Annotated in this window: 12 protein-coding genes; 5 read left to right on the forward strand and 7 right to left on the reverse strand. The window is 70.6% G+C overall.

Features of this window, described 5'->3' with window-relative positions:
- Nucleotides 1-18: 18 nt before the first annotated feature.
- The 3 genes from RKD05_RS05495 to RKD05_RS05505 all read right to left on the reverse strand — a co-directional run bounded on the left by RKD05_RS05495 (nucleotide 19) and on the right by RKD05_RS05505 (nucleotide 2,928).
- On the reverse strand, nucleotides 19-981 hold the full coding sequence (locus RKD05_RS05495; RefSeq protein ID WP_424708570.1) for an ABC transporter permease: 963 nt from the start codon (nucleotides 979-981) through the stop codon (nucleotides 19-21).
- Nucleotides 981-2,318, reverse strand: a complete 1,338-nt coding sequence (locus RKD05_RS05500) for a quaternary amine ABC transporter ATP-binding protein (RefSeq protein WP_424708571.1) — start codon at nucleotides 2,316-2,318, stop codon at nucleotides 981-983. The genes RKD05_RS05495 and RKD05_RS05500 overlap by 1 nt, the downstream gene beginning before the upstream one ends.
- 304 nt (nucleotides 2,319-2,622) lie before the next feature.
- The gene (locus tag RKD05_RS05505; RefSeq protein WP_063257822.1) at nucleotides 2,623-2,928 is read right to left on the reverse strand and encodes a chorismate mutase; all 306 of its coding nucleotides are present in this window, start codon (nucleotides 2,926-2,928) and stop codon (nucleotides 2,623-2,625) included.
- A 65-nt stretch (nucleotides 2,929-2,993) separates the two neighbouring features.
- On the opposite strand from RKD05_RS05505, the gene RKD05_RS05510 reads away from it, so the two are divergent.
- Nucleotides 2,994-4,118, forward strand: coding sequence for an AI-2E family transporter (locus RKD05_RS05510; protein WP_424708572.1), 1,125 nt, complete (start codon nucleotides 2,994-2,996; stop codon nucleotides 4,116-4,118).
- A 9-nt stretch (nucleotides 4,119-4,127) separates the two neighbouring features.
- Here RKD05_RS05510 and RKD05_RS05515 read toward each other — a convergent pair whose 3' ends face one another.
- From RKD05_RS05515 to RKD05_RS05530, 4 genes are all read right to left on the reverse strand, one after another.
- Nucleotides 4,128-4,895: an OmpL47-type beta-barrel domain-containing protein gene (locus RKD05_RS05515; protein WP_424708574.1), complete on the reverse strand. Its 768-nt coding sequence runs from the start codon at nucleotides 4,893-4,895 to the stop codon at nucleotides 4,128-4,130.
- Nucleotides 4,852-8,112 carry a family 43 glycosylhydrolase gene (locus RKD05_RS05520; protein WP_424708576.1) on the reverse strand — a complete coding sequence of 1,087 codons (3,261 nt, stop codon included), beginning with the start codon at nucleotides 8,110-8,112 and terminating at the stop codon, nucleotides 4,852-4,854. The genes RKD05_RS05515 and RKD05_RS05520 overlap by 44 nt, the downstream gene beginning before the upstream one ends.
- 129 nt (nucleotides 8,113-8,241) lie before the next feature.
- Nucleotides 8,242-14,448: an OmpL47-type beta-barrel domain-containing protein gene (locus RKD05_RS05525; RefSeq protein ID WP_424708578.1), complete on the reverse strand. Its 6,207-nt coding sequence runs from the start codon at nucleotides 14,446-14,448 to the stop codon at nucleotides 8,242-8,244.
- Nucleotides 14,449-14,584: 136 nt separating this feature from the next.
- Nucleotides 14,585-15,604, reverse strand: coding sequence for a LacI family DNA-binding transcriptional regulator (locus RKD05_RS05530; protein ID WP_424708579.1), 1,020 nt, complete (start codon nucleotides 15,602-15,604; stop codon nucleotides 14,585-14,587).
- A 165-nt stretch (nucleotides 15,605-15,769) separates the two neighbouring features.
- Here RKD05_RS05530 and RKD05_RS05535 point away from each other — a divergent pair, with 165 nt between their 5' ends.
- From RKD05_RS05535 to RKD05_RS05550, 4 genes are read left to right on the forward strand one after another with little or no spacing between them, the layout of a single operon-like run.
- Nucleotides 15,770-17,065, forward strand: a complete 1,296-nt coding sequence (locus RKD05_RS05535; protein ID WP_424708580.1) for an ABC transporter substrate-binding protein — start codon at nucleotides 15,770-15,772, stop codon at nucleotides 17,063-17,065.
- Nucleotides 17,066-17,121: 56 nt separating this feature from the next.
- A complete protein-coding gene (locus RKD05_RS05540) occupies nucleotides 17,122-18,027 on the forward strand; it encodes a carbohydrate ABC transporter permease (RefSeq protein WP_424708581.1) in 906 nt (301 codons plus the stop codon).
- A gap of 1 nt (nucleotide 18,028) precedes the next feature.
- On the forward strand, nucleotides 18,029-18,934 hold the full coding sequence (locus RKD05_RS05545; RefSeq protein ID WP_424708582.1) for a carbohydrate ABC transporter permease: 906 nt from the start codon (nucleotides 18,029-18,031) through the stop codon (nucleotides 18,932-18,934).
- A 2-nt stretch (nucleotides 18,935-18,936) separates the two neighbouring features.
- The gene (locus RKD05_RS05550) at nucleotides 18,937-20,889 is read left to right on the forward strand and encodes a glycoside hydrolase family 127 protein (protein WP_424708584.1); all 1,953 of its coding nucleotides are present in this window, start codon (nucleotides 18,937-18,939) and stop codon (nucleotides 20,887-20,889) included.
- Nucleotides 20,890-20,901 lie beyond the last annotated feature (12 nt).

Genomic DNA, 20,901 nt, shown 5'->3' on the forward strand with positions numbered 1-20,901 from the left:
AGGCGGGAGGCAGGGGATTCAGGCGCCCGTCGTGATCGGGGCGCGGCGCGGCGAGGCGACCTCGCGCTCGGCCTCGCTCGCCGCGTCCGTCGTCGCGGAAGGAGCGCCGGGACCGCGACGGCGACCCAGCGCGGCCAACAGCGACGACGTGTTCGCGGCGCGGGAGCCCAGGGCGGCGGTCAGGCGATCGAGGTAGACCGCGAGGATCACGACGCTCAGCCCGGCCTCGACGCCCTTGGGCAGGTTCACCGTCGAGATCGACTGCACGACCTCCTTGCCCAGGCCGTCGGCACCGACCATGCCGGCCACGACCGCCATCGACAGCGCGAGCATGATGACCTGGTTGACCCCGGCCATGATCGTCGGCATCGCGAGCGGGAGCTGGATGCCACGGAGGATCTGCCCGGGCGTCGCACCGAACGCGTGTCCGGCCTCGACGGTCTCGGCATCCACTCCCCGGATGCCGAGTTCGGTCAGCCGCACGCCGGGCGGCAGGGCGAAGATCACCGTCGCGACGACGCCGGGGACGACGCCGATGCTGAAGAAGGTGATCGCGGGGATGAGGTACACGAACGCGGGCATCGTCTGCATGAAGTCGAGGACCGGCTTCATCACGGCACGCACCGCGGGATTGCGCGCCGACCAGATGCCCAGCGGCACCGAGATCGCCACGGCGACGGCCGCCGCCACGACGACGAGCGCGAGCGTCTGCATCGCGGTCACCCACTGCCCCATGGCGAGGATGAGCGCGAAGCCGACGACGGTGCCGAGGGCGAGCTTCCACGAGCGGAGGAGCCACGCGAGCAGAGCGGCGACGACGATCACGACGATGATCGGCGCGGCCAGCAGCACATCGCTGAGTCCCCCGACGAGGAAGCGGACGACCACGGCGATGACGTCGAACAGACCCGAGAGGTTGTCGCGGAGCCAATCGACGCCCGCGTCGACCCACGTGCCGACCGGAATGCGGAACCCGTCCATCAGCGCACCCCCTCGATTCCGGATGCCATGGCTTCGGGGGCATCGCCCGCACCAGCCAGCACGGCGTCGATCTCGGCCGACGGCACGGGCTGCGGGAGCACGGTGATCTCCTCGGTGGCCGTGGGGCCGGGGCCGAGCGCCGCAAGGAGCGTGACGCGCGGGATGACGCCCGCGAGGCGTCCCTCGGCATCCACGACCGCCAGGGGCAGCGGCGACTCGACGGCGGGCACGAACAGGTTCATGAGCACCTCGTCCTCGCGGACGCTGTGCGGCACGGGCTGGAGGCGCCCGAGCAGCGAGCTCTCCCCCGCGCGCACGAGCTTCACGGCATCCCGGTCGGTGACGATCCCGAGGAGCTTCCGGTCGCGGTCGGTCACGTACACGGCCGACATGTAGGCGTCGCGCATCTGGCGCAGGGCCGTGCGCGGGCCGGCGGCGGCATCCACCCGGGGACGGGGACGCTCCATGACGTTCGCCGCCGTGAGCACGCGGGCGCGGTCGACGTCGTGCACGAACTGCTCGACGTAGTCGTTCGCGGGGTCGGTGAGGATGTCCTCCGGCGTGCCGATCTGGACGATCCGCCCGTCGCGCATGACCGCGATGCGGTCGCCGAGGAACATCGCCTCGTTGAGGTCGTGCGTGATGAAGACGATCGTCTTCTTCAGCGTCCGCTGCAGCTCGAGGAGCTGCTCCTGCATCTCGCGGCGGATGAGGGGATCGAGCGCGCTGAACGCTTCGTCCATCAGCAGGATGTCGGTGTCGGCGGCGAGCGCGCGGGCGATGCCGACGCGCTGCTGCATGCCGCCGGACAGGGCCGAGGGGAGCTTCTCGCCCCAGCCCTCGAGCCCCACGAGCGCGAGGATCTCCTCCGCCTTCGCCAGCCGCTCGGTCTTGCCGACGCCGCGGATCTCCAGCGGGTACGCGACGTTCGCCGCCACCGTGCGGTGGGGCAGCAGCGCGAAGTGCTGGAACACCATCGCGATGCGCTCGCGGCGCAGGGCTCGCAGGCGGGCGGGGCTCACGCCGGTAAGCGGGTCGCCCTGCACCTCGACGGTGCCCGCCGTGGCGTCGTGCAGGCCGTTGAGCATCCGGATGATGGTGGATTTGCCGGAGCCGGAGAGGCCCATGATGACGAAGATCTCGCCGGGCTCGACGTCGAAACTCGCGTCGATGACGGCGGCGGTGCCGGCGTCACCGAGGTCGTCGCGTCGGGCCCCGGCGCGGAGCTTCTCGACGGCGGACTGTGGGGAGCGGCCGAAGACCTTGAAGAGGTTCTTCGCCGCGAGGGCATGCGGAGGGGTCACTGTGTGCACCTGGGCGGCCTCGGGTGGCCGCATCGGTCACGCCCGGGTGGCAGCCGTCCGGCGCTCACCGGGGGTGCGAGCGCTCCGACACCGGATGTCGGATCCGGGTCCTGGCCGCCGACCGTACGCTCGCGGCGCGACTCCCCGAGTCGGCACCGGCGACCGCGGACTGGTCGGGTGGGCGGCCCCGCAAGGGGCCTCCTCTACCGTTTCACGCTGATGGATCGGCTGGCAAACCGACCGTCGGCTTGCGTTCTTCGGACACTCGTGGCACGCGCGGGCGCGTGGCTTCTCACCCCACGCGGCCGCACCGGAAGCAAGGCCCGGGCGTGTCGCGTCAGTCGTCGGAGGGTGCGCCCGCGGCGGACCGGTGATGCCGGATGACCTCGGCGACGACGAAGTTGAACCACTTCTCGGCGAACTCGGGATCGAGGTCGGCCTCGCCCGCCAGACGCTTCAGACGCGCGATCTGCTGCTCCTCGCGGGCCGGATCGGATGCCGGCATCCCGTGCTCCGCTTTGAGCACACCGACCTGCTTGGTGCAGCGGAAGCGCTCGGCGAGCAGGAAGATCAGCGCGGCGTCGATGTTGTCGATGCTGCCGCGCAGGCCCTGCAGGATCGTGGTCGGGTCGGCGTCGGTCATGGGTCCTCCGGATGCGACCCTATCGCGCCCCGCGGTGCGCGACCGCTGACCCCTACAGTGTGACCATGAGCCGCTCGTCGCACCCCGATCCTTCCGCCGTCGGCGCCAACGCCGGCGAGGTCACCTCGCGTGACCGCCCCGTGTGGTCGGCGATCGCCCGACCCTATGCCGCCGGGTTCTTCCTCACCCTCGGCGGACTGACGGCGATCCTCCTGGGGCTCGCGCTGTCGAACCTGTCGACCGTGCTCATCTACATCGCGATCGCGCTGTTCATCGCGCTCGCGCTCGACCCGATCGTGCGGCGACTGGTGCGACGCGGCATCTCGCGGGCGTGGGCCATCGTCATCGTGTTCGGGGGGCTCGCGGTCGTCCTGGCGGGGGCGCTGTGGTTGTTGATTCCCCCGGTCGTGCGGCAGATCTCGCAGTTCATCTCGGACCTCCCCAACTTCATCAACGACGCCATCAACAGCGACGCCGTGAGATGGGTCGAGACAAACTTCGGCGACAGCCTCGGCGACATCCTGAAAGAGGTGCAGACGTTCTTCACCAACCCGGCCAACCTGACCGCGATCGGCGGCGGGCTGCTCCACGTCGGGATCGACATCGCGACCGGCATCTCGGGCGCGATCATCGTGCTCGTGCTGAGCCTGTACTTCCTGGCATCCCTTCCCACGATGAAGAACTCGCTCGTGCGCCTGACCCCCGCCCGCAACCGCGAGACGGTGTCGGAGATGACCGGGCAGATCACCGACTCGGTCGGTGGCTACCTGTCGGGAATGGTGGTCCTGGCTCTGATCAACGCGGTGTTCGCGTTCATCGTCCTGACGATCGTCGGGCAGCCGTTCGCGGCGCTGCTCGCGGCGCTCGCGTTCGGGATCACCCTGATCCCTCTCGTCGGCTCCGTGCTGTTCTGGGCGACCGCCACGGTCTTCACGCTCATCGTCGATCCGACCGCCGGCCTCATCTTCGCCGTGGTCTATCTGGTGTACATGCAGGTCGAGGCATATGTCCTGACGCCGCGCGTCATGAGCCGCACGATCTCGGTTCCGGGCTCGCTCGTCGTCATCGGCGCGCTCGTCGGCGGAACGCTCCTCGGCCTGCTCGGCGCCCTCGTCGCGATCCCCGTCACGGCCTCGCTGCTGCTGATCGTGAAGCAGATCATCATTCCGCGACAGGATGCCAAGAAGTAGGGCGACGCACTAACGCCGGTCCCGTCGCGGCCGACCACGAACGATCGCGCCGGCGAAGAGCAGGACGACCGCGAGCGCGAGTGCGGCCAGCGGCCAGACCGTGCCGGTCCGCGCGAGCGTCGCCGAGCCCGCGTCCGCGGTCGTCGCCGAACCACCGGCAGACGTCCCCGGGTCCTGCTCACCGCCCGGCGCGGGCGAGGCGGCCGACGTCGGGGTCGGCGTCGGGGTCGGCGTCGGGGTCGGGTCGACCGGTCCGGTCGTGCCCGTGTCGACCGTCACCGTCTTCTCCTCCGAGACGTTTCCGGCGAGGTCGGTCGCCCGCAGCACAACGGGTACGGTCCCCCCACCCGCGGCGAGCACCACCTGACCATCGACCACCGGGATCCAAGCGCCGTCCACCTGACGCTCGACCGAGGCGACGCCGGACAGCTCGTCCGACGCGGCCACCTCGACCACATGGCCCGACGCGTCGTGGATGACAGCGGTCGTCACCGTCGGTGCTACGCCGTCGATCTTCACCGTCAGGGTCGCGCGCGAGGAGACGTTCCCGGCGGCATCCACCGCCTCGGCATCCACCAGCCGCGTGCCGTCACCGGCGACCCGGAAATCGTCGGTGAGCGGCATCCATGCTCCCCCGTCGACGCGCACGCGCACGGTCGGCGACGGATCGGTGTCGTCAACGGCGGTGGCGGCGAACGCCACCCCGGCGCGGTACCACCCGGCGGTGTTCGGTTCATCCGCGGCGCCGAACGTCAGCGTCGGCCCCGTCGTGTCCACCGGCGGCTGGTCCGCGGCGGGGCCACACCTCGAACTCCGCGATTCCGGCCGAACCCTGGCCCTCCGCCGCACCCCAGGACTGCATCAGGGCGCGCAGGGCCGTGGTCTCGACCGCCGTGAAGCGCACCTCGTTGAGCGCGTCCGAGGAACGCCCGTACGCGTCGGAAGTCGCGACGTCCTTCCACGCCCCCGAGCCGTCGCGATACTGCAGCACCCAGGAACGCGGAGGGATGAGACCCGCATTCTGGTCGTCGGCCGCATCGCGCGCGAACTGCACGCCCGCGCGGTCGACCGTCACCGAGCGATCCCACGTCAGCTGCACCCACTGCTCTCCCACGCGCGGCCAGGTGCCCCACGGATTGCCCGTGACGCTGCCGTCGTTCACGCCACCGACGGGCGCCCAACCGGAAGCGGACGAGGCCGTCGGCGTCGCGTACAGCGCGATGTTGCCGGTCAGGGGAGCGTCGGGGGAGCGCGGAACGGTCACCGCCGTGGCGGTCGAGACGTTGCCCGCGACGTCCGTCGCACGCACGTACACGACGTGCCGTTCCAGGTCGGGCGCGGCGACGGCCGCCGTGTACGGCATCCACGTGAGGGGGTCGTCCAGCGCGTACTCCACGCCGGCCAGGCCCGAGCCGGCGTCCGTCGCGGTCGCCGAGACCGCCCGGGCGTCCGCGTCGAGGGTCGCGGTCACCGCGGGAGCGGTCGCGTCGATGCGGAAGGATGCCGTCGCCTCGGGCGAGACGTTCCCGGCGGCGTCCGTGGCGCGGGCGGTGACCGTGTGGTCGCCGTCCCGGCGCACGACGGTGTCGACACGGCGCACGTTCGGCGTGGTCGCCGCCGCTGCGCCGTCGACGCCCACCGAGATGGCGACGCGCAGGTCGCGGTCGTCGGCGGCGTCCGCCCGCACCGTCACCGGCCCGACGAACCATCCGCCGGCCCCCTGCGGACCGCGCGTCTGGAGCGACACCTCGGGGGCCGTGGCATCCACGGGCTCACCGAGCACCTCGAGCTCGGACAGACCGACCGCGGCGTGCGTGGCGCCGTCGGACTGCGCGTCGAGCACGACGCGGATGCCGGTCGTCGTCACGGGCGTGAACGACACGCGACTGGGGGCCGAGGCCTCGACCGGGTAGCCGCCGGCCCCCGAGACCTCGGTCCACACGCCGTCCACGAGCGCCTCGACGTGCCAGGCGGCGGGGACCGCCACGCCGTTGCCCGCGCCCTCGGCTCCGGGGACGTCGCTCCAGAAGTGCGCGTTCACCGCGTCGACCGTGACCGGTTCCGCCCACGTGTAGCCCACGGTGCGGCTCGCCGGACGGTCGTCGTCCCACGTCGCCCACACCTGCGACCCCTCGCCGCCCTCGTAGACGATGGTGCCGTCGTTGATCGACGCGAGGGAGTTCCAGCCCGCGGTGAAGTCGGCGACCGGCGCACCGGTCTTCGCGAGGTTGGTGCGCCCGGCGTCCGTGCCGATCACGGTGACCGTGGCCTTCACGCGACCGGCGGCGTATCCCTGCGCCGTCCCGCTCACGGTGAAGGATCCGGGAGCGGCATACGCCGCCGGGTCGACGGCATCCCACTTCACGGGCGCGGCGACGCGCTCGTCGCCGTAGGCCAGGGCGACGGTGTCCGGGAGTTCGGGCGCCTCTCCGACGAGCGTGCTCGAGGCCGCGGGGTCCACGCCCGTCGGTGCGACGGCTTCCGCGGTCCACTCCTCCACCGCGAGAGCGGAGTAGCCCGACGACGGGCCCGTGCCCGCGGAGGCATTCAGGACCGCGCGCAACCGCGTCGTGGTCACCGGCGAGAACGTCACCTCGTGCATCTCACCCGTCGTCGTCGGGTATCCGCTCGGATTCTCGACGTCGTTCCATCGGCCGTCCGCCCAGTACTGCAGCTTCCACGACGACGGCGCCGACACCCCGTCCCCGCTTCCGGGCTCGCGATCCGCCCAGAGCTGGATCGACGAGCGGTCGATGCGCACGGGTTCCGACCAGTCGTACTGGATCCACTGGGATGCCGGTCGGTCAGCGGCGTACGAGCCCCACATGTCCGGCGGCAGCGGGTTGGGCCGCACGATGCCGTCGTTGAGGGCGGCGATCCAGTACTGCGTGGGCACCGGTTCGTTCGACGCGGAGGCGGTCGCCCAGCCGGCGACGTTCGAGGAGGGAGTGAGGAGCGGGTCGCGCACCGGGGTCGTGACGACCGGCTTCATGCGGGCCGGCACGACCGAGTCGTCCCACTGCACCTCGTCCACGGCGACCGATCGGCGGAAGTGGTTCCCGCCGACGGCATCCGCCGTGTGATACGCGATGTACCACTTGTCGTGGTACTCGGTGATCGCCGGGTGGCTCGTCGTCGACGAAACCGGCGCGAGGACCCGGCCCTGCGGCGTCCACGGCCCCATCGGCGTCGGCGCGGTCGAGTAGGCGATGCACGCGTGGTATACCGCGGGGGTGCACCAGCTGTCGGGCCCGGCCGTGTTGGCGGCGTAGGCGAGGTAGTAGGTGCCCTTGCGCTCGAAGAGCCAGGCTGCCTCGAAGAAGCCGTCGACTCCGCTGCGGAACTCGGTCGGCGTCCCGATGAGCGTCTTCATGTCGGATGCCAGCTCCACACCGAAGAGGCGGCTGAAGCTGCCCCAGTACATCCACACGCGGCCGTCATCGCCGACGTAGACGGTGGGATCGATGTTGTGGGCGTTGTTGCCCAGGATCTTCTGCGACACGATCGGGCCGCCCGCGTAGTCCTTCCACGGACCGAGCGGAGTGTCGGACACCGCGATGCCGATGCCGAACGGGTCGGACGAGCTGCTGCCGGCCTCGTGCACCGGGACGTACCAGTAGTACCGGCCGTCGCCGCCCTGCACGACCTGACCCGCGTAGGCGCGGCCCGGCGTCGCCCACGAGAAGACCTGCTCGGGGCGCATGAGCGAGGGGTAGTGCGTCCAGGAGCCGCCCTCGACGTCGGTGGTCGAGAAGGCCTGCCACTCGTTCATCACGAAGTCGTTCGTCGTGGCGTCCGCCTCGTCGCGGCCGGCGTAGACGTACAGCGTGTCGTCGGCGACGAGGGTGGCGGGGTCGGCCGAGTACGTCGATCCGTCGCCGATGAGCGGGTTGGGAAGCGCGCCGGCCGGCCCGGCCGGAGCCAGGGCCAGCAGGCCGGCCACGACACCGGTCGTGACGAGCGCCGCCAGGGGGCGGAGAGCGGGACGGGACACAGGTCTCCTTCGAAACGTGACGCGGCGGTCGTGACCGCCCGCTCGATCGGTCGAGCGCGGGAGGGGAGCGGTCCGGCGCGGAAGCCGGACCGCCCGGCCGGGAACGTGCTCCGTCCCCGGCCGGTGGTGTCAGGCCGAGCGGCGGCGACGGATGAAGGCCACCACGGCGACGGCCAGCCCCAGGAGGAGGACACCGACACCGAACGCCAGCGCCCCCTGGGTCGCCGCGGCATCCTGCCCCGTCGCGGCGAGCGGCGGCGTCTGCGACGACGTCGCCCCGGGAGCGACCACGGTCACCTGCGCGGTGAGCTCACCGCCGGGCACGACGAGCGCCACGGTGTGCGTTCCCGCCTCGGCGTACGCCGGGACGGTGAACACTCCGCTGGCCGTGCCGTCGGCGCCGACCGTGAGGGTGCCCAGGCGAGCCGGGGTGGATCGGAACTCCACCGCGAACACCGTTCCCGGAGCCGCTCCGCTGACCGAGACCGGCAGCCGGCCGCCCGGCGCCACCTGGGCGACGCCGATCCGCAGCACCTCGCTGCCCGTAAGCGAGCCGGTCGGCTCCGCCCCCGAGCCGGAGCCGGGGTCCCCGCCGGGGTTCGTCCCCGGGTCGGTGCCCGGATCGGTGGTCTTCGCGGGCACCACGACCTCGGCGACGTCGGAGACGTTGCCGGCGACGTCGGTCACCCGCACGCGCACCGTCGTGGCGGCGTCGCCGACGGCGGTGGCTCCGCCGGCGGCGGTCCACGCTCCGCTGCCCAGCTGGTACTCGACGACGGCCACGCCCGAGCCCGCGTCCGTGCCCGTCGGCGTCACCGTGCGCGCTGCGGCGTTCCAGCCCGCGTCGGCCACCGGCTTCGTGGCATCCCGCTTCACCTCGGCATCCACGGGCTCGGAGACGTTGCCGGAGGCATCCTTCGCACGGAACGAGACCGTGGTGACACCATCCGTGGTCACTTCGAGCGGCGCGGTGTAGGCCGCCCAGGCGCCGTCGCCGACGCGTACCTCGACGACGGGCGCGTCGTCACGGTCGTCGATGGCGGATGCCGAGACCTTCACCGTGCCGGTGTACCAGCCGCTCGCGGGAGCGGCCGGGTCGACGGCCGTCGTGACGACGGGCGCCTGCGTGTCGGGCACCGGGGTCGCAGGCTGCTCCCACACCTGCCACTCCTTGATCCCCACGCTGCCCTTGCCCTGCCCGGTCCCGACGGGGTCGAGCGTGAGGCGGAGGCGCGAGGTGGTGACCGGCTCGAACGACACCGTGTTGTAGGTGTCCTTCGCGGTGCCGTAGGCACCGCGCGCCGACACCGGCACCCAGGCGTTCTTCGCCGCATCCCAGTACTGCGCCTGCCACGCCGCCGGGACGTCGATGCCGAAACCGTCGGCGTCGAGGTTGGAGACGAAGTACACCCCGAGCTCGCCGATGGTCACCGGCTCCGCCCAGTCGTACTGCACCCACTGGTCGGTGACGGCGGGCCACACGCCCCACACGTTCGCGTTGTCGTTCGGCGTGACATCGCCCGACGAGGTCGGCTGCACGTTGTCGTTCAGGCCCGTGACCTTGTTCCACGCGGCGGTCCCGGATGCCGTGGGCGTGGCGAGCAGAGCGACGTTGCGCTTCTGCGAACCGTCCGCCTTCGGCACCGTGCGCTCGACGACCGGCGAGACGTTGCCCGCCGTGTCCGTGGCGCGGACCTGCACCGTCGTCTCGTCGAGACCGACGAGCACCGGGCCCGTCAGCGCCGCCCAGTCGCCGGAGTCGGCCAGACGGTACTCGATCGAGGCGACACCCGAACCGGCGTCGGTCGCGGAGGCCTTCACCGTGCGCGAGACCGCGTCCGTCGTGACCTCCACGGCCGGGGCCGTGGCGTCGATGCGCACGGTCTGCTCCGCCACCGGCGACGTGTTGCCGGTGGCGTCCGTCGCCCGCGCCTGCACCACGTGCACGCCGTCGCCCGTCACCGAGACCGTGCCCCCGTACGACGCCCAGGCGCCGGCATCCACACGCACCTCGATCCGCGGGGAAGCGTCCTGGTCATCGGTCGCGGTGACACCCACGTTCACCGCCTGCGTGTACCAGCCCGAGCCCGGGGCCGCCGGCGAGACCTGGAAGGACACGGTCGGCGCCGTCGTGTCCTCGCCGCCACCGCCCACGGTCACCGCGGCCGAAGCGACCTTGGTGCCGGGCAGGTCGCTCTGCACCGTACCCGCGACCGTGAACCGACCCGGCGCGGCGTACGAGTCCGCGGCGACCGCGTCCCACGTCACCGGCAGATCCTGGCGCGAGCCGTCGTTGAACAGCACGCCCACGGCCTTCGGGAGCACCGGGGCGACACCGGGCTGGGTGCGCGTGGTCACGGCATCCACCTGGTTGATCTGACCCGGGGCCGTCGCGCGGACCCACACCGTCGCCTTGGCCGCCACGGGAGAGCCGGGCACGATGCCCGACACCACGAAGCTGCCTTCGCCGGCGACCTGGGCGTCGGTCACCTCGGCCCACGTGACGGGCATGTCGGCGTGGCTGCCGTCCGAGAAGGTGGCATCCACCGTCGCCGGCAGCGTCGGCTTCGTCCCCACCGCCGTGCGGACGTCGATCGGCTCGATCGACGTGGGCGCGTCCGCGAAGACCTTCCACTCGCTGACGGCGACCGCGGCGTACGGTCCGGTGCCCGCGGCCTGCAGGACGACGCGCATCTTGGTCGTCGTGACCGGATCGAAGGTCAGCGTGTTCACCGCGTCACGGTTCACCGTGTACTCGGACGCACCGGTGACGTCGGCCCAGGCCGAGCCGGTCCAGTACTGCGCCTTCCACCCCTTGGGGATGTTGACGCCGTCCGCGGAGGCGGGATCCGTCTGGTCGCTCCAGAACGCGATCTCGGCGCCCGCGACGCGCTGCGGCGTCTTCCAGTCGTACTGGAGCCAGCGCGTGGCGGGGTGATTGCCCGACCAGGTGCCCCAGATGTCGCTCTGGCTGCCGCCGTCGAAGAACACCTTGCCGTCATTGACCGCGTTGACGTTGTTCCAGCCCGCCGTGTATTCGGCGGACGGAGTGGCATCCGGGGCGACGTTCGTCCCCGTCGTGACGGGATCGCCCTGCACCGTGACGTCGGTCTGCGAGGTCTTCTCGCCGTCCTCCGCCGTCAACCGCAGCACGTACTGCCCCTTGTCGGAGAACCGCGCGGTCGTCGACGCCGCCGAGGCGTCGTCGAACAGCACCGTCGCCCCCTCGGGCGCGCTCACGACGCTCCACCGCGACGACACCTCGCCGGAGGGAAGCCCGTCGTCCTTGACCGTTCCCACGAGGGCGGCGGCGCCACCGACCGAGGCCTGGCGGTCCTGCCACGCGGTCACGAGCGGAGCCTGATTCGTGGATGCCGGTGCCTCCAGGCCCGTACGGAACACCTGCAGCTCCTTCACACCGGTCTTCGCGCCGGACGCGTGCGTCACGGTCAACCGGACCGCGTCACCCGTCACCTCGGGGAACTGGACGTGGTTGTAGTTGGCGCGCGGGTAGGCCGGCGTGCGGGCCTGCTGCGGGATGACCGACCACTGTCCGCCCCGACGCACCTCGAGGGTGTAGACGGACGGCTCCGCGTATCCCGGCGCGGTCGCCGAGGACGAGGTGTCGTAGAAGTAGGTGCGGATGTCGTCGAACGACTTCTCGCCGCCGAGGTCGACGGTGAGCGAGTCCTTCGCGTTCGGAGACCCCGCGGTGCCCCAGAACGGTTCGTTGATGGTCGTTCCGTCCACCGCTCCCGAGGGCTCCCGGCCCGCGGCCGAGAAGGTCGCGGTCGCCGAGACGGCCAGGTTCGCGCTGCCGGTGCTGGCGGAGCGCACGTCCGCGCCCGCCTTCGCGAAGAGGTCGACGACGCGGGCGTCGTCGGCGAAGCGCACGTCCTGCGGGGCCTGGACCGACGACGCCGTCGCGGTCGTGACCTTCGCGTCGCCCTTGACGACGTCGACCGTCCCGGTCGCCGGGTCGTAGACGACGTGCGACAGCTTGTCGACGGTGAAGGCGAGCTTCCCGTCGAGGAACACCGAATATCCCTCGGGGACGTCGTCGCCGTAGTAACGGGTGCCACCCGGCGCGTCCCACGTGATCGTCAGGTCGCGGTCGCGGAAGCGGATGTTGTTCGCGGTGAAGTGGTCCCAGCCGATGTCGATCGGGTCGAGCTCGATCTTCGCGTCGCTGCGCGGTCGGAGGCCCATCGTGTCCTCGATCATGGTGAAGTTCGTCGCGCCCAGGATCGTGTGGTGGATCCACGAGCGGTAGTCGATCTTCTGCGGGTCGGCCGATCCGTTGGCCCAGAACTCGTTTTGGTCGGGCAGGCGGTTGTCGCCGCCGTTCTGGTAGTGCGCCCACGCGTTCCAGTACAGGAGCTTCTTGTACCACTCCGCGTTGATCGCGTCGGTCGGGTAGTCCCGCAGCACCTTCGACAGCATCCGGAAGGTCACCGTGGAGTTGATGACCGAGAAGTTGTTGCTGCCCTGGCCACCCGTGGCGTTGTAGGCGGCCTGATCGGCCTGGTTCGCGGTGTAGAAGGGGAAGATCGGGTACTGCTTGTCGTCGGCGAAGAGCCGGAGGGCCTGGACGTAATCGTCCTTGTAGTCGGCGTCACCGGGCTTCGGCACGAGGCCGACCGAGAAGGGGTAGTAGTTGTTGATCTCCTTCCACGGGACGTGCTCGCCGTTACTGGCCATGGCGTGTTCGATGAGCTTGTCCTGCGGGTTCCAGAGCACCTTCATGACCTGGGTCTTGATGTTCTGCGCGAAGGCCTCCATCTCGTCGGCCTTGGCGTCGTCACCGGCGGTCCGATACGCGGCGGCGGAGGCGAGGGCGTTCGAGTACAGGTACGCATTCTCGGCGCGGTCCTGGTAACCGCCCTTCCAGTGGAAGGACACGGCATCCGCGTCGTTCCCGGTCATGGCGCCCCAGTTGTACTCGATGAGGCCGTTCTTGTTGAAGTCGTAGGCGTCCTGGAGGCCCTTGACGTCGTCCTCGGCGTACTCGGCGAGGTTCTTCGCGATGACCGACGGGCCGCCGTGCAGTTCGTACGAGCGCCACGCCGCCTCGGAGATGTACTGCGTGTAGCTGTTCGACCAGTTCGCGGGGTCGCCGGGGTTGTCGACGAACTTGTAGCTCTTGCTCGTCTCGCCGGTCGAGACCCACGGCCCGTACGAATAGATCGGGTCGCGGAAGTACTTGAGGTCGTCGATGAACATCCCGGTCGTGAGGACGATCGAGTTGTTGTACCCGAGGACGCCCTCCATCGCGACGGGGAACTGGTACGTGTTCCCCGGCATGTCGGCATCCAGGAAGTTGAACCGCATCAGCCACCAGCGGTAGAAGAGCGTCTTGTCGATGTTGTCCTCGGGCGTGTCCAGGTACGGCACGTTCTCGGCCCACCACCGGTTGTAGGCGGTGACGTGGTCCGTGTAGGCCTGCGCGGGAGCGGCGGCCCGGACGGTGTCGTACTCGGTGCGCGAGGCGGCGATCTCGTCGGTCACGAGGCCGAGCTGCACCTTCGCCGTGACGTCTCCGCCCGCGGGAACGCTGACGGTGCGGGTCAGCGCGTCGCCGTCGGGGGCGAAGCCGTCGCCGGAGAGGCGCGGCGAGATCTTCGTGAGGTTGTTCAGGGCGTTGACGTGACCGACGCGCTCGTCGCCCTCGACGTCGGGGGTGAAGGACGAGGATGCCACCAGCTGGACGTCGAGCGCGCCGCCCGTCGCCCGCAGGTCGAGGTTGGTCACGAGCACGTTGCCGTCGGTGATGAACTTCGTCTGCACGACCTCGAGGCCCGACGCCGCGTCGCGGTGCACGCTGCGCCAGTAGCTCGGGGTCTGCTTGCGCTGCGCCACGTCCTCCTGGAGGACGACGTCCGCGCCGCCGATGCGGGCGGTCACGGTGAACCCGCCGCTGCCGTCGATGGCCTCCCAGTAGGCGAGCTGCCCGCCGAAGCCGAGGATGCTCGGGTCGTGCTCCTTCATGAAGGCAGCGCGCCCGCGCGTGAACAGCCACTGGTTGTTGTCGCCGAAGCTGCCGGCGTCGCCGGTGCGCGCGAGCATGCGGTCGATCCAGAAGTCGGCGTCGGTGCTCGAGCCGGCGCCCGCGGCCACGTCCGCGTCGAAGATCTTCCGCATCTGATTGCCCGGCGTGTAGGTCACTCCCGTGTCCGGCACCGGGTGAGCGCTGCCGGTGAACGTCGGGTACCCGATGTCGGTGTTGGCGGCGCGAGCCGGTGCGGCGGCGAAGGTCGTCAGGAGCAGAGCGGCAGCGGCGGAAGCCGCGACCGCCGTTCGTCCGATGCGCAGGGGCGTCGTCGGGATTCGGTCCACGGTGGTGATTCCTCTCGGCGCCGTTCGTCGATGACCGGCGCGTACGTCGGTGGCACGTTACAGAGGATTCATCACCGACCGCAATGGTTTTCGTAGTTTTCGGGAATTCCCGAAAACTGCGAGCCTTCGACCGAAATCAGCGACGCGCGATCGTCGATCCGCGGATGATCAGCCGCACCGGGAGCTGGTGGATGCCGTTCCCCACATCGACCCCGTCGATGGCGTCGAAGATCCGCTGCGCGGCCTGTCGCCCGAGCTGCTGGAGATTGGCGTCGATGCTCGTGAGGGGAGGACGTGCGCTCGCGGCGAGGAGTTCCCAGTTGTCGTATCCGATCACTGCGAGGTCGCCCGGGACGTCGCGCCCCAGGTCGCGGGCGGTGTCCAGCACACCGCGGGCGATCTGATCGGAGCCGCAGAAGATGGCATCCACCTCAGGGTGCCGATCGAGCAGCATGGCCGCCGCATCGCGCCCCCAGTTCTCGCTCCACTCGGCGAACATCGGCTCGCCCACGAAGTCCGAGCCGGCCGCGGCGAGCGCCGCGCGCGCACCGGCGAGTCGGTCCTGAGCGGCGGCATAGGTGGGGTCGCCGGAGATGTGCCCGATGCGCGTGCGCCCGCACGCGAGCAGGTGCTCGACGGCGAGGCGTCCGCCGGAGTAGTTGTCCGGCGTGAGCGAGAGATCGCGCGGATCGTCGGAGGGAGAGTAGGCGTAGACCACGGGCACCGGGAGTTCCTGCCCGAGGGAGGGACGGGCATCGGTCTGCCTCCCCACGACGATGATGCCGTCCACGCGGCGGCTGAGCAGGGCGCGCAGGTGGTGCTGCTCGCGGATCGCGTCGCCGCGGGCGTCGCACAGGAAGACGTTGACCTGGCCGGCGCCGAACGCGTCTTCGGCTCCCATGAGGATGGGGATCACGAAGCGGCCCTCGAGGTCGCTCGTGAGCAGGCCGACCGTTCCGGTGCGGCCGGCCAGGAGCCCGCGGGCCATGGCGTTGGGCGTGAACGAAAGTTCTTCGGCGGCCGACATCACCCGTTTGCGCGTGGCGGGGGCCACGTCTCCGCGACCGTTCAGGGCCTTGGAGGCGGTCGCCATCGACACGCCGGCGCGGCGCGCCACATCGCTGAGAGTGGCCGCGCGGGCGGGCTCGGTCGGCATCTGTCCTCCGTTTCGCAATCGTTACCGTGGATCGGTATTGACGGGTAAGCCTTTCACAGGTTAGCGTCCCGAAAGGGATTTCGGCGCTTTCGATTCCCACCCCCAGACAGCGGCGTCCGGTCCCGATCCGGCACCCGCTCAACGAAGAGCAATGAGGAGACAGCAATGACCCTATTCCGGCGCAGCTTCGCGCTCCGGGCCGCCACGGCGATGCTCGCCGTGGGCGCCCTCGCCGGCGGGCTCACCGCCTGCGGAAGCAGCAGCAACACCGCCGCCCCCGCCGACATCCCGGCCGAGGGCACCGACGACGGCGCGACCCTGACCCTGTGGACCCGCGCACCCCTGGAGAAGCAGGCCAAGGAGCTCGTCGCGGCCTACAACGCCAGCCACAAGAACCAGGTCGAGCTGACGGTCGTCCCCAATGACGACTACGTCGCCAAGGTCGGCGCCGCCGCCGGCTCCGGAGGACTGCCCGACCTGTTCGCCGCCGACATCGTCTACGTCCCGAACTGGGTGCAGCAGGGCCTGTTCCAGGACATCACGCCCCAGATCGACGGCCTGTCGTACAAGGACACGATCAACAAGGGTCACCTGGATGCCGGCACCCTCGACGGGAAGGAGTACGTCCTGCCGTTCGTGCTCGACCTCTCCGTCATGATGTGGAACAAGGAGCTCGTCAAGGAAGCGGGACTCGACCCGGAGAAGGCCCCCGCCACCGTCGCCGACTTCGCCAAGACCGCCGAGGCCGTCCAGGCGCTGAACAAGCCGGGTGTCTCCGGCACCTCCACCGGCCTCAACTGCGGCGGATGCCTCCTGTTCACGTGGTTCCCGTCGATCTGGGCCTCGGGTGAAGAGGTGCTCAACGCCGACGGCACCGCGTCGCTGCTGAACAACGACGCCGCGAAGAAGGTGTACTCGACCTGGAAGGACCTCGAGGCATCCGGCGCCGTGGCTCCCGGCTCCGCGGACGAGACCGGGGCGACCTGGGTCGCCGGTTTCCAGGAGGGCAACGTCGGCATCATGCCGTTCCCCGCCACGCTCCTGTCGAGCCTGACCTTCGACGCGGGTGTCGCCGGCATCCCGGGTGTCGACGGGGGCGAGTCGACCTTCGTCGGCGGCGACGGCATCGGCGTCTCGAAGGACTCGAAGCAGTCGGCTCAGGCGTGGAACTTCCTCTCGTGGCTGACCTCCGAGGACGCCCAGGTGGGTGTCCTCGCCAAGGACGGCAGCACGGTCTCGCGCTCCGACCTCGCCTCGAACGAGTACTCGTCGAAGGACCCGCGCCAGGTCGCGATCAACGAGGTCGCCGGCAAGGGCAAGACGCCCGTCGCGCTGAACTTCCAGCAGGCGTTCAACGCTCCCGGCAGCCCCTGGCTGACGCTCGTGCGCAACGCGGTCCTCGGTGACGGCTCGAGCATCGACGCCGACAACGACGAGATCACCGCGGTCCTCGCCCAGTGAGTCCCGGTGGGGCGTCGCCGACGACGGCGGCGCCCCACCCCTTCGGAAGGAATGACGTGGCCCTCTCCACACCTGTCCGGCGGAAGCGCTACGCCCGCTCCGCCCTGGGCGGCCCGCTCCAGGGCTGGCTCTACGCCACCCCGACGGCGCTGTTCGTGCTCGCGCTGTTCATCATCCCGCTGCTGCTCGTGCTCCAGATGTCGGGCTCGGAGTGGCCGCTCCTGCGCGGAAACATGGGCCCGAACCTGCCCGAGAACTTCGTGGATGCCGTGAACCACCGGCTCTTCTGGGAGTCGGTCCGCTTCACGCTGCTCTACACCGCGATCACGACCGTCCTGCTGATCGGACTGGGACTCGGACTCGCGCTCCTCGTCCAGGAGTCGAGCCGGTGGAAGGGCTTCCTCCGCACCGCCTTCCTCCTGCCCAGCGCGCTCGGCCTGGCCTCGGCATCCCTCCTCTTCTACGTGCTCTACTCCCCCATCGCGGGTCCCTTCGCGGGCCTCATGAAGTCGTGGGGCATCACCTTCCTCGGCACGCCCGAGGGCGCCCTGTGGTCGACGGTGTTCCTCATCGTCTGGCGCTTCGCGGGGTTCTACATGCTGCTCCTGCTGGTCGGCCTCCAGGGCATCCCCGAGGAGCTGTACGAAGCAGCCCGCATCGACGGCGCTTCGCGCGGCCAGATCTTCCGCGACATCACCGTCCCGCTGCTGCGGCCGACGTTCGCGCTGACCACCGTCATGTGCGTCACCGGCTCGCTGCTGGCGTTCGACCAGTTCTACATCCTGACCAAGGGCGGGCCGGACAACAGCACGATGACCGTGGTCCAGCTCATCTACAACATCGCCTTCCAGGGCCAGAACAGCCTCGGCATCGCCGCGGCGCTCTCGGTGATCATCCTGCTCGCCCTGGTCGTCATCAACGTCGTGCAACTGCGCGCGTTCCGTCGCACCGAGGAGGCCTGACGTGGCTCTGACCGACACCCCGGCTCGCCCGGCGACCCTGAGCACCCGCGCGATCGTGGCCCCGGGCTCGAACGGACGTCACCGCGCTCGCGGGCCCGTCCTGTGGGGGCTCCCGTCGAAGATCTTCACCGGAGCCCTGGCGATCATCTTCCTCTACCCGCTCGTCTGGACCGGTGTGGCATCCGTCAGCCCCCAGGCGGGGACGAGCCAGAACGAAGGGTGGGGGTTCGGCAACTACGTCACGCTGGCGAACTTCCAGTCCGGCATCTGGGTGTACCTGGGGAACTCGCTGTTCGTGTCGCTGCTCACGGTGGTTCTGACGCTCACCGTCTCGTTCTTCGGGGGCTACGCGTTCGCGCGGTTCCAGTTCCCCGGGAAGAACCTCCTCTTCCTGCTGGTGCTGGCGATCCTGATGGTCCCGTACGCGACGCTGCTGATCCCGCTCTACGTGATCCTCACCGCCGTCGGGCTCCAGAACTCCCTCGTCGGCGTCGCGCTCGTGCTGACGATGTTCCAGCTGCCGTTCTCGATGTTCATGATGCGCATCTCGTTCGAGTCCGTGCCCCGCGAGCTCGACGAGGCCGCCCTCGTCGACGGGTGCACGAGCTTCGGCGCGCTGCGGCGCGTGCTGCTGCCGGCGGTCAAGCCGGGCCTCATCACGGTCGGACTGTTCGCGTTCCTCACCGCCTGGAACGACTTCATCGCGCCCCTGATCCTCATCAACGACACCTCGCGCATCACCCTGCCGCTCGCCGTGGCGAATCTGCGCGGCCAGACGATGGGCGTCATCGACTACGGCGTCACCGAGGCCGGTGTCGTCGTGCTCGCCCTGCCCTGCATCGTCCTGTTCCTGATCCTCCAACGCCACTACGTGCGCGGATTCATGTCCGGCGCCTTCAAGGGATGACCATGTCGACCACTCTCCCCGCCCACCCTCTCGACGTCGCCTCCTCCGGAACCGTGATCGCCCCCGTCGTCCCGCCCCGCTCGGCCCTGCGCCCGCTGGGTCTCGGCGAGGTCCGGATCACGGGCGGGTTCTGGGGCGAGCGGCAGCGCGTCAACGCCGCCCACACGCTCGGCCACGTCCTCGGCCGCCTGGAGTCCGAGGGCTGGCTGCCCAATTTCGACCTCGCCGCGGCGGGCCTCCTCCCCGCCGGCCGCCGCGGACGGGAGTTCTCCGACTCCGAGGTCTACAAGTTCCTCGAAGCGGCCGCCTGGGAGATCGGGCGCAGCGACGACGCCGACCTCGAGCGGACCTTCCGGGCCGTCGTCACCCGCGTCGCGGCCGCTCAGGAGGCGGACGGCTATCTGAACACCGAGTTCGGCCGCGCCGGACAGCAGCCCCGCTGGTCCGACCTCGAATGGGGGCACGAGCTGTACTGCCTCGGGCACCTCTTCCAGGCAGCCGTGGCGCGCGAGCGGACCCGGCCGGGCGCCGATGACGGCCTCCTGACCGTCGCGCGCCGCGCCGCCGACCTCGTGTGCGAGATGTTCGGCCCCGACGGCATCCCGGCCTTCTGCGGTCACCCCGAGATCGAGACCGCCCTGGCCGAGCTCTCGCGCGTCACCGGGGAGCCGCGCTATGGCGGACAGGCGGCCCTGTTCGTCGCGCGCCGCGGCCACGAGACGCTCCGCGACATCGAGTGGGGCCGCACCTACTTCCAGGACGACGTGCCGGTGCGGGACGCCGAGGCTCTCAGCGGCCACGCGGTCCGCGCCAACTACCTCGCCGCGGGGGCCGTCGATGTCGCCGTCGACACCGGCGACGACGCCCTGCTCGATTCCCTGCGCCGCCAGTGGGAGCGCACGCGCGGCCGGCGGACGTACATCACCGGAGGTCAGGGCTCGCACCACCAGGACGAGGCGTTCGGCGTCGACTGGGAGCTGCCCCCGGACCGCGCCTACTCGGAGACCTGCGCGGGCATCGCCTCCGTGATGTTCTCGTGGCGGCTGCTGCTCAACGACGGCGACGCTACGTACGCCGACCTCATCGAGCGCACGCTGTACAACGTGGTGGCGACATCGCCCGCGGCGGACGGACGCAGCTTCTTCTACGCCAACACCCTCCACCAGCGGGTGCCGGGCGTCGTCGCCGACCCCGACGGAACCTCCCCGCGCGCGTCCTCGTCGCTGCGGGCGCCGTGGTTCGAGGTGTCGTGCTGCCCGCCGAACGTCGCGCGCACCCTGGCCAGTCTCGACGCGTACGTCGCGACGGCGGATGCCGATGGCATCCAGATCCATCAATACGCACCGGCGGAGATCCGGACCGCGCTCGGCGACGGACGAACGGTGTCGCTGCACATCGACACCGCGTACCCCGCGGACGGCCTGATCCGCGTCACGGTGGACGAGGACTCGGCGGGCGAGTGGACGCTGTCGCTCCGCGTGCCGCACTGGGCCGACGGTGCACGGGTGACCGTCCGTTCGGGCGGGGAGATCGTCGACACGTCCGCCGTGGCCCCCGGGATCGCCCGCGTGCGGCGCCCGTTCCGCGCAGGCGACGTGGTGGAGCTGGAGCTGCCGATGGCACCCCGCGTCGTGACGCCCGACCCGCGCATCGACGCGGTGCGCGGGTGCGTCGCGATCGAGCGCGGCCCCGAGGTGCTGGCGCTGGAGTCGACCGACGTTCCGCGCGTCGACGACGTGGGAGACGTGCGTCTCGTCGACGACCCCGCCCCGTTCGAGCGCGACGGTCGGGTGTGGGTCCGCGTCGGCCGCCGCGTGCTGTCGACCGACGCGTGGCCGTACCGGGAGTCGACGGCACCCGAGATCGCCGACGTGGATGCCGTGCCCCTGGTGGCGTACCACGACTGGGGCAATCGCGGCCCCTCGACGATGCGGGTGTGGATCCCCACGTCGTGAATCGACCTCGGC

The organism is Microbacterium sp. SLBN-111 (genome assembly GCF_049739645.1).
In the GTDB taxonomy this organism is placed as follows: domain Bacteria; phylum Actinomycetota; class Actinomycetes; order Actinomycetales; family Microbacteriaceae; genus Microbacterium.

Bases quoted from the DNA above. Each gene is read 5' to 3' on its own strand.
- RKD05_RS05535 (WP_424708580.1), top strand. From the start codon at position 15,770: ATGACCCTATTCCGGCGCAGCTTCGCGCTCCGGGCCGCCACGGCGATG.
- RKD05_RS05500 (WP_424708571.1), bottom strand. From the start codon at position 2,318: ATGCGGCCACCCGAGGCCGCCCAGGTGCACACAGTGACCCCTCCGCAT.
- RKD05_RS05505 (WP_063257822.1), bottom strand. From the start codon at position 2,928: ATGACCGACGCCGACCCGACCACGATCCTGCAGGGCCTGCGCGGCAGC.
- RKD05_RS05550 (WP_424708584.1), top strand. From the start codon at position 18,937: ATGTCGACCACTCTCCCCGCCCACCCTCTCGACGTCGCCTCCTCCGGA.
- RKD05_RS05530 (WP_424708579.1), bottom strand. From the start codon at position 15,604: ATGCCGACCGAGCCCGCCCGCGCGGCCACTCTCAGCGATGTGGCGCGC.
- RKD05_RS05510 (WP_424708572.1), top strand. From the start codon at position 2,994: ATGAGCCGCTCGTCGCACCCCGATCCTTCCGCCGTCGGCGCCAACGCC.
- RKD05_RS05495 (WP_424708570.1), bottom strand. From the start codon at position 981: ATGGACGGGTTCCGCATTCCGGTCGGCACGTGGGTCGACGCGGGCGTC.